This is a genomic window from Bradyrhizobium algeriense (assembly GCF_036924595.1).
In the GTDB taxonomy this organism is placed as follows: domain Bacteria; phylum Pseudomonadota; class Alphaproteobacteria; order Rhizobiales; family Xanthobacteraceae; genus Bradyrhizobium; species Bradyrhizobium algeriense.
Map to the genome: position 1 here is coordinate 2,626,923 of NZ_JAZHRV010000001.1, position 15,168 is coordinate 2,642,090.

The window sequence follows — 15,168 nt, forward strand, 5'->3', positions numbered from 1 at the left end:
CGCAGCGCCGTCTCGAACCACGAGGCCCCGCTCGTGCCATTCATCCTTCGAGACGCTTGCTGCGCAAGCTCCTCAGGATGAGGTCTGACAGAATGGGTGGGCAAAGCGATTGCTTGCCCACCCTGCGCTCCCTGTTACGCCGTCACTTCTTCACCAGCGGACACTCGCTGGCTTCGAGCGGTTTCGCGGCGTCTTCCGCCGAGATCGTGGCGATCTGCTTGTAGTAGTCCCACGGTCCCTTCGACTCGTCCGGCTTCTTCACTTCGAACAGATACGCCGGGATGAGACGGCGGCCGTCGGCGCGCAGCGGGCCCTTGCCGAACAAGGGATCGTCGGTCGGGAGTTCCTTCATCTTGGCGACGACCTTGGCGCCGTCATGCGGATTGCCGCCGAGCGCTTCCATTGCCTTCAGATAATGCAGCACCATGGCGTAGTTGCCGGCCTGCGTCATCGAGGGCATCGCGTTCTTGTTGGCGAGCGCGGAGAACCGCTTCGACCAGGCGCGCGTCTGATCGTTCAGGTCCCAGTAGAAGGATTCCGTGAACGTCAGGCCCTGCGCGGTCTTCAGGCCCAACGAGTGTACGTCATTGATAAACAGCAGCAGCGCGGCGAGCTTCTGGCCGGCCGCGACGATGCCGAATTCCGATGCCTGTTTGATCGCATTGGTGGTGTCGCCACCGGCATTGGCCAAGCCGACAACTTTCGCCTTGGAAGCCTGCGCCTGCAGCAGGAAGGACGAGAAGTCGGATGTATTGAGCGGATGTTTCACGCCGCCGAGCACCTTGCCGCCATTGGCGGTCACGACCGCCGACGTGTCGCGCTCCAACGCATGGCCGAAGGCATAGTCGGCCGTGAGGAAGAACCAGCTATCGCCGCCGGCCTTGGTCAGTGCCTTGCCGGTGCCCGTCGCCAGCATATAGGTGTCATAGGTAAAGGAGATCGTATTCGGCGTGCAGGCCTTGCCGGTGAGATCGGCGGTCGCGGCACCCGAGTTGAGCAGCACCGCGTTCTTTTCCTTGACGAGATTGCTGACGGCCAGCGCGACGCCGGAGTTCGGCGTATCGGCGATCGCATCGACCTTCTCGGTGTCGATCCACTGCCGCGCAATATTGGTGCCGACGTCGGGCTTGTTCTGGTGATCGCCGCTGACAACGTCGATCTTCCAGCCCTTCTTGGTCAGGCCGGAATCCTCAACGGCCATCTTGACCGCAACCACCGAATTGGGGCCGCCGATGTCGGCGTAGAGGCTCGACATGTCGTTCAGCACGCCAATCTTGACGGTCTTTTCCAAGATTTTGTCTTGGGCCAAAGCTGGCGTCGCAAGGCCGAGTGCGGCAAGCGCCACAGAGGCGGCGAAGCGCCGCGCAATTCTATTTGTCATAGTATTCCTCCGGAAATAGTTGTTCGCCGGCTCTCTTTGCGGAACCTGCCAGCGATCTTGCGATAATCCTTCTCGCCGGGACGGGCAATGCACCTATCGTAGCGCATCCGAGGTCAGCTTGAACTTCTGGATCCGTTTACCGGTATCGACCTCGGCCGTGTAGACGTTGCCCTTGGCGTCCACCGCCATAGCGTGAATCCAGTGGAACTGGCCGGCATTGCGGCCGCTGCGGCCAAAACTGCCGACTACGGTACCATCCTCCCGTTTCAGCACGCGGATTTCGTTGTTCTCGCCGTCGGCACTCAGCAAATAGGTCTGCTTCGGGTCGGGCCAGATCGCGATATCCCACACCGCGCCATTGCCGCGCGTGTTCTTTTCGTAAAACCATTCCTTAACGAAGGTTCCATCTTTCCTGAACACCTGGATGCGGTTGTTGATGCGATCGCAGACATAGAGCAACCCGTCGTTGGCGAGTTTTACGCAATGCACGGGATTGGCGAATTGCTGCGGGGCCGGTCCATTGGGATCGTAGGGCGGCTGCTTTTCGTCGCTCGGCGGCTTGCCGTAGGCGCCCCAGTGCCGCTTGTAGGCGCCGGTGGTCGCATCGAACACGATGACGCGACGATTGCCGTAGCCGTCGGCGACGAAGATTTCGTTGGCGTCCTTGTCGATTGCGGTCTCGGCGGGCTTGCCGAGCTGCGTGGTATCGCCAGAGCCTTTGCTCGGCGCGATCTTGCCGATCTGCATTACGAACTTGCCGTCGCCGGTGAATTTCAGGATCGCGTTGTCGTTGTCGGCATTGCCGCCGACCCACACGAAACCTTTGTCATCGACTTCGATGCCATGCTCGCGGCCGACCCATTCGTAATCTTCGCCGGGGCCGCCCCAGGAGCGCAGCAGATTGCCGTCGGTATCGAACTCGAGCACCGGCGGCGCCGACACGCAGCATTTCGAGCGCGGCGGATTCAGCGCAGCGCCCTTTTCATCGTCGGTGAGCGAGCGCGGACGATGGATCACCCAGATGTGGCCCTGCGAGTCCACCGTGATACCGCCGACCTGGCCAAGGATCCAATTGTTCGGCAGCGGTTTTGGCCAGGACGCATCGACCGCGAAGGTCGGAATGTCGCCGGCGTGTGACGGCGCGGGCGTCGCAATCAGCATTGCAGCGGTGAAGCAGGCAGCGATGGTATTGGAAAGATTTTGGCGGGCGCGATTCTGCGTCGGCGTCATAGGTGCCTCCCGATGTTTTTTCTTGGCGGGTTATCCCGCTTGGGAGAGCAGTCAATCGTCGGGAGGAATAGGAGTCAACGGTTGGAAATCGTCATTGCGAGCGAAGCGAAGCAATCCATGCCTCAACAAGCGGAGAAATGGATTGCTTCGCTGCGCTCGCAATGACGGAAACGCTCACTCCGGTGCGCGGAAGCTCATCAGCTTACGCGTCCTGTAGTCATAGAGCTTGCCGGTCTCGTCCCACTCAGGCGCGCACATCGGCACGATGAATTCTGCCGCCTGCTCCGGCGTATCCAGCGTCATCGGGTCTTCGCCGGGAAAGACGCTGGCGCGCATGCGCGTGCGGATCGGGCCGGGGCTGAACAGGTTGACGCGCAGTTTGGTGCTCACGGTCTCGTTGGCCCAGGAGCGCACCAGCGTGTCCAGCGCGGCCTTCGAGGCTGCATAGGGCCCCTGATAGGCGTTCGCCTTGCTGGCGGCGCCGGAGGTCACGAACACGGCGCGGCCGGCGTCCGAGACCCTGAGCAGCGGATCCATGCAGCGGATGAGCTGGAAGTTGGCGGTGACGTTCACCGCCATTACGTCGTTCCAGGGCTTCAGTTCGATGTGCCCGAGCGGCGAGGAGGGGCCGGCGATACCGGCATTGCCGACGAGAATGTCGAGCTTGCCGTGGCGCTCATGCAGTGCTGCGCCGAGCCGCGCGATGCCGTCGAAATCGGTGAGGTTGAGGGGCACCAGCGTAGCGCTGCCGCCGTCTTTCCGGATCTCGTCATCGAGCTCCTCCAACCCGCCTTGCGTCCGCGCGACGGCAACGATGTGCGCACCGGCGCGGGCGAGCGCGCGGGCCGTGGCATAGCCGATGCCGCGCGAGGCGCCGGTGACGAGGGCGATGCGGGAGGCGAGGGGGTTGGTCATGTCGTGCCACTTTCGTCATGCCCGGACTTGTTCCGGGCATCCACGTCTTTGCGGCGGGTATTACAGACGTGGATGGCCGGGACAAGCCCGGCCATGACGGAAAATTACTGGACTATTCGCCGTATGCGAGCCCTCAGCTCGCTTCCGCCAGCAGCGACAACTGCCGGGGCTGCGGTTCGACCTGGGTCTGGTCGGTGAGGTGGGTCGGATAGGCGCCGGTGAAGCAGTGGTCGGAGAACTTCGGATTGGCGGGATCGCGGCCCGGCTCGCCCATGGCGCGGTACATGCCGTCGATCGACAGGAACGCCAGCGAATCCGCGCCGATGATGTCGCGCATCTCTTCCAGCGAGTGGGTCGCGGCGAGAAGTCCGCCGCGGTCCGGCAGATCGATGCCGTAATAGTCGGGATACAGGATCGGCGGCGAAGCGAGCCGGAAGTGCACCTCGCGGGCGCCGGCGTCGCGCATCATGCGGACGATCTTCTTCGACGTGGTGCCGCGCACCAGCGAGTCGTCGATCAGGATGATGCGCTTGCCTTCGATGGCGGCGCGGTTGGCCGAATGCTTCATGCGCACGCCGAGTTCGCGCACGCTCTGGGTCGGCTGGATGAAGGTGCGGCCGACATAGTGGTTTCGGACGATGCCGAGTTCGAACGGCACGCCGGAATGCTGGCTGTAACCGAGCGCGGCAGGCACGCCGGAATCCGGCACCGGCACCACGACGTCGACTTCGACATGGCTTTCGCGGGCGAGCTGCGCGCCGAAGGCTTTTCGGACGTCGTAGACCGAGCGGCCGCCGACAATCGAGTCCGGCCGCGAGAAGTAGATGTATTCGAAGATGCAGGGCCGCGGCGGCTTCGGCGGAAACGGCTTGTGGCTGTTGGCGCCGGTTTCGTCGAACACGATGATTTCGCCGGGCTCGATGTCGCGGACATATTTGGCGCCGATCATGTCCAGCGCGCAGGTTTCCGAGGTCAGGATCGGGCGGCCGTCGAGGTCGCCGAGCACCAGCGGGCGGATGCCGAGCGGATCACGCGCGCCGATCAGCTTCTTGTTGGTGAGCGCGACCAGCGCGTAAGCGCCTTCGATCGCGCGCAGCGATTCGATGAAGCGGTCGATGAAACGGCCACGCCTGGATTGCGCGACCAGATGCAGGATCACTTCGGTGTCGTTGCTCGACTGCATCATGGCGCCGTTCTTGACCAGTTCGCGGCGCAGCGTCAGCCCGTTGGTGAGGTTGCCGTTGTGGCCGACCGCGAAACCGCCGGCGTTGAGTTCGGCGAACAGCGGCTGGACGTTACGCAGGATGTTCGCGCCTGTCGTGGAATAGCGGACATGGCCGACGGCCATGATGCCGGGCAGGCGTTCGATCACTTCGCGGCGGGAGAAGGTGTCGCCGACGAGACCGAGGCGGCGTTCGGAATGGAAACGGCTGCCGTCGAAGGAGACGATGCCGGCGGCCTCCTGGCCGCGATGCTGAAGGGCGTGGAGCCCGAGCGCTGTGATGGCGGCGGCCTCGGGGTGGCCGAAAATGCCGAACACGCCGCATTCCTCGCGTAGCGTGTCGCCTTCGAGATCGTCCTGCAACTCGATGCCAGCATTTACATCGAGTTGGCCGGCGGGATCGGAAGGGTTTTGCATCGCGTCCATCGCCTCTCTATCTTGGCCAGAATTAGCGTGCCGCGGGTTTCTCGATCAGCTTTTTGAGGCTGTCGCGGGCAGGTTTACTGTAGCCATCGCCGGACGCAGGGGCTGCCTGGTCGGCGTCAGTTTGGTCGTCTTCCGGTTTATTCTTCTTGAATCTCTTTAAGATGGTGTTCTCGGGGTCGTCCGGCAAGAGCGACATTAACCAATCCCCGGTTCCCTGCAGGACCACCCGGGATTTCGCACCGGTGATCCAGTCCGGCCGCTGCTTGTCCGGGACCAGCCAGCTGAAGAACAGGAAGGCGACCACCACGATCAGGAGGCCGCGGCCGAGCCCGAACAGGAAGCCGAGCGTGCGATCCAGCGCGCCGATCCGGGAATCCAGGATCATGTCCGAAATCCGCACCGTGATGACGGAGACCACGATCAAGGTGCCGATGAAGGTGCCGGCCACCACCACCACGGACGCCACCGTGTCGTTGTTGAAATAGGCCTTGGCGGTCGGTAGCAGCTTCGAGAAGGCATACAGCGTGACCAGCGCCGCCGCGCCCCATGCCGCGATTGACAGGATTTCGCGCATGAAGCCGCGCACCATGGCGAGCAGCCCCGAAATCAGCATCACTCCGAGCAGGACGAGATCGAGTATCGTTATCGGCATCGGCTGGTCAGGTCCGCTCGTAAGTTCTCAAGCAGCGAATCGACGGGTCAGGGTCACCCCAAGTGAGGGGCAGAAGGCGCATCCCGCAAGGCCGGATATTGTACCATCCCGCCCGCCTTTCGCGCGCGTTGTATAGCGGCGAGGGCGGGGCGCGTCACGCCGCTTTAGCTGTTTTCACGACGGAATCGCGCCGGTGTGGCATTTTTCTCCGTCACACCCTCGCGATTGGCTTCCCGGTTGCCGGCCCCGGCATTTCTTGGGCTCCCACGCGCGGCGATTTCGGCGACCAGGCTGGTCAATCCACCAACGCTGTTCAGTACCAGGCCGCCGTCGGAGCCGATCTCGCCGCGAGCCGATTCGGGCAGAATGGCGCGGCCAAATCCCAGTTTTGCGGCCTCCTTCAATCGGGCGGAGGTCTGCGCCACCGGCCGGACCGCGCCCGAGAGCGAAATCTCGCCGAAATAGACCGCATCTGTCGGTAACGGTGCGTTCACCAAGGATGACACCAGGGCGGCTGCTGCTGCGAGGTCGGCCGCGGGCTCCTGGATCCGCAAGCCCCCCGCCACGTTCAGATAGACGTCGTAGCCGGACAATTTGACCCCGCAATGGGCCTCCAGCACCGCCAGCACCATCGACAGCCGGCTCGGGTCCCAGCCCACCACGGCCCGCCTGGGGGTGCCGAGCGTGGTCGGTGCCACCAATGCCTGTAATTCCACCAGCACCGGGCGGGTGCCTTCGATCCCGGCAAAGACCGCCGTGCCCGGGCTGCCCAGATCGCGTTCAGAAAGGAACAGTTCGGAAGGGTTGGAGACCTCGCGAAGGCCCAGGCCCGTCATCTCGAACACGCCGATTTCATCGGTCGGGCCAAAACGATTCTTCATCGCGCGCAAAATCCGGAAATGTTGCGAGCCTTCGCCCTCGAACGACAGTACGGCGTCGACCATGTGCTCGACCACGCGGGGGCCCGCGATCTGGCCGTCCTTGGTCACGTGCCCGACCAGAATGATCGCTGCACCCGATTTCTTGGCGAAGCGAATGAGCGCCTGCGCGGAGGCGCGGACCTGCGTCACCGTTCCCGGCGCCGATTCCACCGTATCGGTCCACATGGTCTGGATCGAATCGATCACGATCAGGCGCGGCACCGCGCCCTCCGACAGGGTCGAGACGATGTCCTCGACCGAGGTTTCGGCGGCGAGCTGCACTGGTGCGTCCGCCAATCCCAGCCGCTCGGCGCGCAGCCGCACCTGCGCCACGGCTTCTTCGCCCGAAATATAGACCGCGCGATGCCCGGCGCGCGCCAGCATGCTGGTCGCTTGCGTGAGCAGCGTCGATTTGCCGATGCCGGGATCGCCGCCGACCAGCAAGACCGAGCCGCGGACAAATCCGCCGCCGGTGACGCGATCGAGCTCGGTCATGCCGGAGGACAGTCGCGGGGCGTCGTTGCTTTTTCCCGTCAGCGATTCCAGTGCGAACGTCCGGCCCTTGCGGCGGGAGCGGACCGACACCGGCATCGAGGTGGCACCGGTCGTATCCTCCTCGGCCAGCGTATTCCACTTGTTGCAGGAATCGCACTTGCCCTGCCAGCGATTATACGCCGCGCCGCAGTTCTGGCAGACAAAGGAGAGGGTGGACTTGGCCATGGAGGGAGTGAGTCGCAGTCTCGGTGGAACGGGCGGGACTTCATAGCACGAAAAAAGCAGCACCACGCGATAGAGCGCTTTGCAAACGCCTCCATCGTCTTCGGGGCGTCAGGCATTGATGTCGGCACACGTCCAAATGCCAACCGGCTGCTCGAGACCGCGAATCGTCCGTGGCGGCTGGGCGGCGAGAAGCGCGAAGTCGGAGTCCAAACTGGCGGCCTCCGCGCGCGCCTGCCGCACCAGGTCGTCGCTGGCTATCATGGCGCAGCCAAGCTCGCGGGTAAGCGATTCAAGCCGGCTTGCCGCATTCACTGTGGTGCCGATGACTGCGAATTCGAGCCGGTTCAAGCCGATATCGCCAAGTACGACCTGGCCGTAATGCAGGCCGACGCTGATCCTGATCGGCGGCTCGCCGCGATTTTCTCGTTCGAGATTGAACTCGCCGATCGACGCGATCATGGCCTGCGCGCAGCGCAGCGCGTTTCCGGCGTCCGAATCGCTGGCGGAGGGCGTGCCGAACGTCGCCATCAATCCATCGCCCAGATACTTGTCCAGCGTTCCGCCATGCCGGAACACCTCCCGTTCCATCCGCTCGTGGAAAAGTCGCAGCGTCCCGATCACCTCCATCGGGCTCCGGCCATCCGTATAGGCGGTGAAGTCGACGATGTCGGCGAACAGCACGGCAACATTCTGCGTTCGGACCTGCTTGAGAGGTTCGTCATTTCCAGACAATTGCTCGACGACATTGGGAGAAAAATACCGCGCCAGGTTGGCTCGTTCGCGCTCGATTCCGGCGTGGCTGATCAGCAGGGCGTTGGAGCGGCGCACCGCCAGCGCCAACGTCATGGCGACGATCAGGAACACCATGATTTCCTGGAATCGCGCCCGAATGTCGATCGCCGTGGGGTTGATGATGTCGAACATTCTGACGTCGGAGCCGATTGCGGCCCGCACGCGTTCCGACAGCTCGGCGTGGGTTTCGGGCTGCAGGTAGGCCCAGCCGACGCCGATCGCCCACACGGCCGAGGTCCAGAAGCCCATAGCGACGACCGTTCGCCACGAATAGGCAAGGGTCGCGGTTGCCAGGAAGACAAAGAAATAGATGAAAGTATCAAACCGGAATTGCATGCCGATCGGCCAGCTTTCGGCACTCAGCGGATTGGGCACGACGGTGAGGAGGGTAATCAACGCCAGATCGCAAAAGATCAGGAAAAGCTCCGGCTGCGACCGCCCCACCTTGCCGATCTTCAGTTGGGCCCAGCCGATCAGGGCAAACAGGCCGAGCATCATGATGTAGTAAATCACGTCCCAGTTCGGGTTGATGATCGGCAAGCTGACGGCAATCACCGCCAGCGCGACCCAGCGGGCCCTGACAGCGAGCAACAGACCCTCGCGCTTGCTGTCCGCAATGGCCGCCTCGGCGAACTTTTGGGTGTCTTGCTGGGCGTCGGTTCGCCCGGCCCGTTGGCCACCGGGATGGGGGACATCAGCCGCTTCTGCTACTACGCTCAAGACACTTCTCCCCGGTCGAGCATCAGATCGTGCAACTTGCACGGAGTCATCGATCAAGGTGGCACGTCCGAGAACCGGCGGCCACCGATCAACGGAGTCATATCTGATAAACGCGGCGGTGGTCAGGCGGTCGGGAAGTTGGTCTTTGGTGCCGGTCTGGGCCGGCGAGAGCGATACCGCGCTCGTGCGGCATCGTCCGCTCGACTATTCGACTCACTTCACCGAAACGAACGGCACCGCCGAGCCAGGCACCATGGTGGTCGGCAGCACGCCGTTCCAGCGTTCGGCCTGCACCAGGGTAACGAGGTTCGGATTGGTGCCGAGCGCCTTGGCGCGCGCCTCGATGGCGGCGGCTTCGGCTTCACCGGTCAGCTTGATGTTGGTGGCACGGGCTTCACCGTTCAGCCGCAAGGCATCAGCGGCAGCCTGCGCCTCGGCGCGGACGGCATTGGCCTTGGCGGTGGCCTGGGTGACGGTGATCTGCGCCTGCACCTTTTCGCGCTCGGCGTTCTGCTGCAGCTTCTGCACCTCGACTTCCGCCAGCATGCGCTGCTCGATCGAGTGCAGATAGTTCGCGCTGAACTCGATGTTTTCGAGCTGGACGCTCTCGATCATGATCATCGGGTCGTCCTTCAGCGACGCCGCGATGGCGTCCTTGATCGCGGCGTTGAGCATTCCGCGCTCCTGGATCGCCTTCACCGCCGTGTAGCGGCCGAACACGATCTTGACCTGCTGATTGACGGCCGGGCTGACCACCTGTTTGACCGCGGTGTCCAGTCCGCCGAATTTTGCATAGAGATCGGCGACCTTGTCGGGCGAGGCGCGCAAGGTGACGCTGATCTTGAGGTCCGCGGGCTGTTGGTCGTAGGAGTAGGAGTTCATCTTGTCCCAGGCATAGGTAAAGGTCTTGACGCTGACCTTCTCGACGCTGTCGATCAGCGGAACCTTGAAGCCCAGGCCCGGCTGCGCGGTGCCGATGACCGCGCCGTAACGCAGTCTCACCCCGCGCTCGGTCTGATCGACGGTGTACCAGCTTCCCGCCGCGATGATGACGATGACAATGACGGCTGCGATGGCGCCGATGATTCCCCTGGGCATTTCGGTCTCTCCAGACGTAGGTGATGCTATCCGTGCGGCATTGATCTATGGTCATTTGCCTGACGGATGTGACACGCGTCACTTGGTCGGTTGTTCACCGCGATTGGTTCAGATCACGCGCCTGCTTCGGCGGGATCTTATGAAAAGGCCGTCCACAGCAGGGAGATGCCGGCGACGAGCATGATGCCGTCCATCAGGAGGCGGAAGACGTCGGGCTTAAGCCGCAGCACGAAACGTTTGGCGATGAAAGCGCCGAACATGAGGGAGGAGCCGGCGATCAGGCCCTTTAGCGCAACGTCCGGGGTCAGCGCGCCGAAGCGTTCGAAAGTGACCGACTTGCTCAGATAAAGCCCGAGCGAGCTTGCGGCTTCGGTGGCGAGGAAGGCACCTTTGTTCAGCCCGTAAAACAGAAACAACGGCACGCTAAGCGGCCCGGTCGACACTACGATGCCCGTGATATAGCCGATGATGGCGCCGCCGACCGCCAGGTGCCAGAGCTGCGCCTTGATCTGGTGACGGTCCAGCCAATGCCGCACCGGCACCATCGCGATCAGAAACAGGCCGATCGCAATATCGACGGCATGCGACGGCAGCGCCAGCAGCGTCCGCGCGCCCAGCGCAGCGGCCGGAATTCCCGTGGCCGAATAGGCAAGGCAGGCCCGCCAGTCAACCTCGCGCCACCAGGCGAGAATGCGCGAGAAGTTCGCCATCACGGCCGCGACCGCCATGATCGGAACGGCCTCCTTCGGCCCGTATTGATAGACCAATACCGGCATCAGCATGATCGACGAACCGGTGCCGACAATGCCCGAGATGGTGCCGGCGAGCAGGCCGACGATGAGGACGAAGAGGAAGCCCAAGGTTGCTGTCCTTCGCGATTCCCTGATGCTGACATCATGGTGGCAGCAGGCTCAGGTTACGAGGTCTAAATATCACTCGGAAAGGAGCCGGTCGTGTCAATCAAGGGAAGCTGCCATTGCGGCAACACACAATTCGAGGTGAGCGAAGCGCCGTCTGATGTGACACGCTGCACCTGCTCGCTGTGTTCCAAGCGTGGCGCGTTGTGGGCCTATTACACGCCGGCGCAATTTCGCCTGACGTCGGCGCCGGAAAATGTCGCGACCTACCTGTGGGGCAGCCGCACCGTCAAACATCATTTCTGCGCCGGCTGCGGCTGCGGCACCTATTCGGAGTCGCCGGACTGGTCGACCGGCAAGCCGGACTTCGACAGCCCCAAGGTCGGCGTCAATGCGCGGCTGTTCGACGATTTCGACCTCGATGCGGTGCCGGTGACGGTCATCGATGGCAAGAATCTGTGGTGACAGGCGGCCGCCGCGTTCGCGTCAGGCGGCGTAAAGCTCGACCGGGACGTCGAATCCCTTGAGCTGGAACGCCTTCGAACGACTCTCCTTCAAATCCGGTTGGGCGCGCTCAAAGACGGCCTTGGTCACGAGGATCTGGTCGGCTTCGGCGACCGACTGGGCTCGGGAAGCGGTGTTCACAACCGTGCCGATCGCCGTCAGGTCGCGGTGCGATCGACCGAACTCGCCAAAACTCAGTTCGCCGGAGTGGATGCCGATGCCGATCCCGAGTTCGCTCACAGTGAGCCCGTGCGCGGCAACGAGAGCTTCCCGGCGGTTGCGCCAGTTCTTCTGAATGTCGCGTGCGGCGAGCACGGCGTTTCTGGCATGCGCCTCCCGCTTCAGGGGAAAATTGAAGACCGCCATCACGGCGTCGCCGATCGTTTTGTTGAGGAGCCCGTCATGCTCCCAGATCGCGCTCGCACATTCGTCATAGAATGCGTCGAGCAGGCCTGAGACGGCATCCGGCGACTGTGATTGCGACAGGCTGGTATAGCCCCGCAGATCGGCAAACATGATGGTCGCGTCGATGGTGATCTTGCGGGCCCGCATCACCTTCGTGAACATCAGCTCGCAGATGGTGCAGGTGTTGGGGTTCATCCGGCTCGGACGAACGCCGAACGCGCGGAAGGGCGCCGAGATCACGCCGCGAATCGGCACCGGCAGATGCATCTGCTCCCAGCACCCCTTACAAATTCGCGAATGTTGCAAAGCTGCCATTTTCGACCGTGATCCACGCGAGCGGCAGATCGGCTGATCCTACAGTCCGGAACAGGCGCGAGCAAGGCAGCAGCGCCGCAGCGCACACCTGCCGGCTGGCGGCTTAAGGCAAAGCTGCTAGGATCGCGTCAAAATAACCGGGAACGGAGGATCGCCATGGACGCCGTGACACCGAAGGGCGCGCAGACCGCAGACACGCATTCCCATCTCGTCCGCCCCGACAGCATGGAATGGCAGAAGACCCGTTTCCCCGGCTGCGAAGCCAAGACGCTGCTGTTCGATCGCAAGACCGGCCTGATGACCGCGCTGATGCGGTTCGCGCCGGGTGCGGTGCTGCCCGACCACGAGCATGTCAACATCGAGCAGACCTATGTTCTGGAAGGTTCGCTCGTCGACAAGGAAGGGCCGGCGAAGGGCATCGAATGCAAGGCCGGCGAATTCATCTGGCGCGAGGAGGGCAGCCGCCACGTCGCCTGGTGCCCCGAAGGCGGGCTGATGCTCGCGATTTTCCAGGTGCCGAACAAGTTCTTCGAGGCCGACGGCCGCGTCATCGATGCCGCCGGCGAAGATTGGGACGCGGCCTGGGGGCACACCAAAAAGGGCTGATTTCCGCTGGTCGAAACCGGGCGGCGGTCAAGGCGGCGTTTACCATGGCGGAGGCCGCTTCCCGGCGATCGGATTAAGCCTTTCTCAGGAGTCACTGGCTACCGTGCAACTCAAAATTGCCGGTGCTGGGGATATCGATGTCGCTCTTCAATGCTTTGGATCGGATCTCGCCTGTCGTTGATCGGCAGGCTGCGACAACTCGACTGACGTCATGGCTCTATGCCGCGACGTTATTCGTCTCGGCGCTGCTTCTGTTCTCGATCCAGCCGATGTTTGCGAAGATGGTGCTGCCGAAACTCGGAGGCGCGCCGGCGGTCTGGTCGGTCGCTATGGTGTTTTTTCAGACGGTGCTGCTGGGAGGTTACGCCTACGCCCATCTGTTGAACCGTCTGTTGCTACCCGGGCGGGCGGTCATGTTCCATCTTCTGCTGGTCGGTGTAACCGCGATGATGCTTCCGATCGCGATTGCGCCCGAATGGGGTGCTCCGCCGCTGGATGGAACGGCGCTTTGGCTGTTCGGCCTGTTCGCGGCTTCCATCGGCCTTCCGTTCTTTACCTTGTCAGCCAGTGCGCCGCTGCTGCAAAGCTGGTTTGCCGCGAGCGGACATCGACAGGCGAGCAATCCATATGTGCTCTACGCTGCATCCAATCTTGGCTCGTTCGCCGCGCTGTTCGCCTATCCCGTCGTCATCGAACCGTTCCTGACGCTGAAAACGCAGACGGCGGCCTGGTCCATCGGGTTTGCGCTGCTGGCCATTCTCTTGAGTGTCGTCGGATTGTTTGCCACACGCGCGGTGCCTGCCACGGCCCAGGCCGAAGTTGCGGATGATGTTCGCACGAGTGCAGGGGAGCGGCTGCGCTGGATTGCGCTGGCCGCCATTCCGTCGGGTCTAGTCATCGCCGTTACGGCGTACATGACGACCGATATTGCTGCCGCTCCATTCCTCTGGGTGGTTCCGCTTGCGATCTTCCTGTTGACTTTCGTCGCGGTGTTTAGCGAGCGGCCATGGATCGCACATGCCAGCGTGGTCCGGTCTGTTCCGTTCGCGGTGGCGCCGCTCGCGGTGAGCCTGATCGGCGGGGAGAAGGTCTTTTGGCTGACCACGATTGCCCTCAATCTCGTCGCCTTCGCGCTGCTGACGCTGATGTGCCACGGCGAACTCTATGCCCGGCGTCCAAACCCTCGACGATTGACCGAATTCTACCTCTGCACCTCGTTTGGCGGGGTGATCGGTGGCGCCTTCGCGGGCTTGGTGGCGCCGCTGATTTTCAACGGCAATTACGAATATCCGATCCTGATCGCGCTGGCGCTGCTGTGCATGCCCGGCTTCTTCGCCGGCGGGCTACGCAAGGCGCTGACAGACACGACGCCGTGGCTTCTGCTCAGTGCGGTGCTTGCGGTGATCTGGTACGCCACCCTCTTGCAGCCGCCAGCGACGCTGGAGCTGCCGTTTCAAGTGCTGCTCGCGCTGCTGGCGGCCGCGATGCTGTTTCAACGGCAGCGGCCGATGCGCTTCTTCGGCCTGGTCGTCCTGAGTTTTACAGTGACCGCCCTGTGGCGACCTGGATTAGCGCCGATCGAAACGGCACGCAGTTTCTTTGGCGTCCATAAGGTCGCCGAGGTCGGCGACGGCAGAGCCCGCGTCCTTTATCACGGCACCACGATTCATGGTGCCCAGCGCTTGCGGAACGAGGACGGCACGCCGATCAGCGGTCCACTGTTGCCGCAGACGTATTACTATCCGGGAGGTCCGTACTCGGAGGCCATCGGCGCCGCGCGCGCTGTTCGCGGCAATCTGGACCACGTTGCCGTCGTAGGCCTGGGCACCGGTACGCTTGCTTGCCATCGCAAGGGCGGCGAACTCTGGACGTTCTTCGAGATCGATCCGGAAGTAATTCGCATTGCACGTGATCCGCGTCGCTTCGAGTTCCTGTCACGCTGCGCGCCCGATGCGCCCGTGGTGGCCGGAGACGCGCGCCTGACATTGGAAGCATCGCATGACCGTTACGACCTGATCGTGCTGGATGCCTTCTCGTCCGATTCCATTCCGGTGCATCTGCTCACGCGTGACGCGCTTGCAGGTTATCTTTCGAGGCTTTCGCCGCACGGTGTTATCATCGCGCACATCTCCAATCGCTACCTCGATCTGGCGCCGGTGGTGGCGAACGTTGCTCATTCCCACGGGCTGGTCGCCTTCATCCGCGAAGACAACAGTGCCGGTGATCTCATGGTGACGTTGAAGGCCAATGCCCGCCTTGTGGTAATGGCGCGCGACGCCGCCGATGCCGGAAGCGTCGCAGAAAACTGGACGCCGCTGCATCCGGACCGGGCAAGCGCGCTGTGGACGGACGACTATTCCAACATTCTCGGCATCATGCTGCGCAAGAAATTTGGCGGGTAGCGG

13 protein-coding genes are annotated in these 15,168 nt (G+C 62.9%); 3 read left to right on the forward strand and 10 right to left on the reverse strand.

What is annotated here, in order from left to right:
• Positions 1-142: 142 nt before the first annotated feature.
• From V1286_RS12875 to V1286_RS12915, 9 genes are all read right to left on the reverse strand, one after another.
• Entirely contained in the window at positions 143-1,381 is a 1,239-nt protein-coding gene (locus V1286_RS12875; protein ID WP_334480041.1) for an ABC transporter substrate-binding protein, read from the reverse strand.
• Between the two features lie 93 nt (positions 1,382-1,474).
• The gene (locus V1286_RS12880) at positions 1,475-2,542 is read right to left on the reverse strand and encodes an NHL repeat-containing protein (RefSeq protein ID WP_417021251.1); all 1,068 of its coding nucleotides are present in this window, start codon (positions 2,540-2,542) and stop codon (positions 1,475-1,477) included.
• A gap of 243 nt (positions 2,543-2,785) precedes the next feature.
• Positions 2,786-3,526 (reverse strand): SDR family NAD(P)-dependent oxidoreductase, encoded by a 741-nt coding sequence (locus V1286_RS12885; protein ID WP_334480043.1) that lies wholly within the window; start codon positions 3,524-3,526, stop codon positions 2,786-2,788.
• Positions 3,527-3,659: 133 nt separating this feature from the next.
• Positions 3,660-5,165, reverse strand: a complete 1,506-nt coding sequence (gene purF / locus V1286_RS12890) for an amidophosphoribosyltransferase (protein WP_417021252.1) — start codon at positions 5,163-5,165, stop codon at positions 3,660-3,662.
• Between the two features lie 31 nt (positions 5,166-5,196).
• Positions 5,197-5,826 (reverse strand): CvpA family protein, encoded by a 630-nt coding sequence (locus tag V1286_RS12895; protein ID WP_247778316.1) that lies wholly within the window; start codon positions 5,824-5,826, stop codon positions 5,197-5,199.
• Positions 5,827-5,990: 164 nt separating this feature from the next.
• Positions 5,991-7,466 (reverse strand): DNA repair protein RadA, encoded by a 1,476-nt coding sequence (gene radA, locus V1286_RS12900; protein ID WP_334480047.1) that lies wholly within the window; start codon positions 7,464-7,466, stop codon positions 5,991-5,993.
• A gap of 108 nt (positions 7,467-7,574) precedes the next feature.
• Positions 7,575-8,978 carry an adenylate/guanylate cyclase domain-containing protein gene (locus V1286_RS12905; RefSeq protein ID WP_334480049.1) on the reverse strand — a complete coding sequence of 468 codons (1,404 nt, stop codon included), beginning with the start codon at positions 8,976-8,978 and terminating at the stop codon, positions 7,575-7,577.
• Between the two features lie 213 nt (positions 8,979-9,191).
• Positions 9,192-10,076: a prohibitin family protein gene (locus tag V1286_RS12910; RefSeq protein WP_334480050.1), complete on the reverse strand. Its 885-nt coding sequence runs from the start codon at positions 10,074-10,076 to the stop codon at positions 9,192-9,194.
• A gap of 137 nt (positions 10,077-10,213) precedes the next feature.
• A complete protein-coding gene (locus tag V1286_RS12915; RefSeq protein WP_334480052.1) occupies positions 10,214-10,936 on the reverse strand; it encodes a sulfite exporter TauE/SafE family protein in 723 nt (240 codons plus the stop codon).
• 93 nt (positions 10,937-11,029) lie between these two features.
• Here V1286_RS12915 and V1286_RS12920 point away from each other — a divergent pair, with 93 nt between their 5' ends.
• The gene (locus tag V1286_RS12920; protein ID WP_334480055.1) at positions 11,030-11,398 is read left to right on the forward strand and encodes a GFA family protein; all 369 of its coding nucleotides are present in this window, start codon (positions 11,030-11,032) and stop codon (positions 11,396-11,398) included.
• A gap of 21 nt (positions 11,399-11,419) precedes the next feature.
• Here V1286_RS12920 and V1286_RS12925 read toward each other — a convergent pair whose 3' ends face one another.
• Complete coding sequence (locus tag V1286_RS12925) at positions 11,420-12,148, reverse strand: adenylate/guanylate cyclase domain-containing protein (RefSeq protein WP_334489648.1); 729 nt, start codon at positions 12,146-12,148, stop codon at positions 11,420-11,422.
• Positions 12,149-12,313: 165 nt separating this feature from the next.
• Here V1286_RS12925 and V1286_RS12930 point away from each other — a divergent pair, with 165 nt between their 5' ends.
• Together V1286_RS12930 and V1286_RS12935 are read left to right on the forward strand one after the other, a co-directional pair.
• Positions 12,314-12,763: a cupin domain-containing protein gene (locus V1286_RS12930; RefSeq protein WP_334480057.1), complete on the forward strand. Its 450-nt coding sequence runs from the start codon at positions 12,314-12,316 to the stop codon at positions 12,761-12,763.
• Between the two features lie 137 nt (positions 12,764-12,900).
• Complete coding sequence (locus V1286_RS12935) at positions 12,901-15,165, forward strand: fused MFS/spermidine synthase (RefSeq protein ID WP_334480059.1); 2,265 nt, start codon at positions 12,901-12,903, stop codon at positions 15,163-15,165.
• The last annotated feature ends 3 nt before the right edge of the window (positions 15,166-15,168 follow it).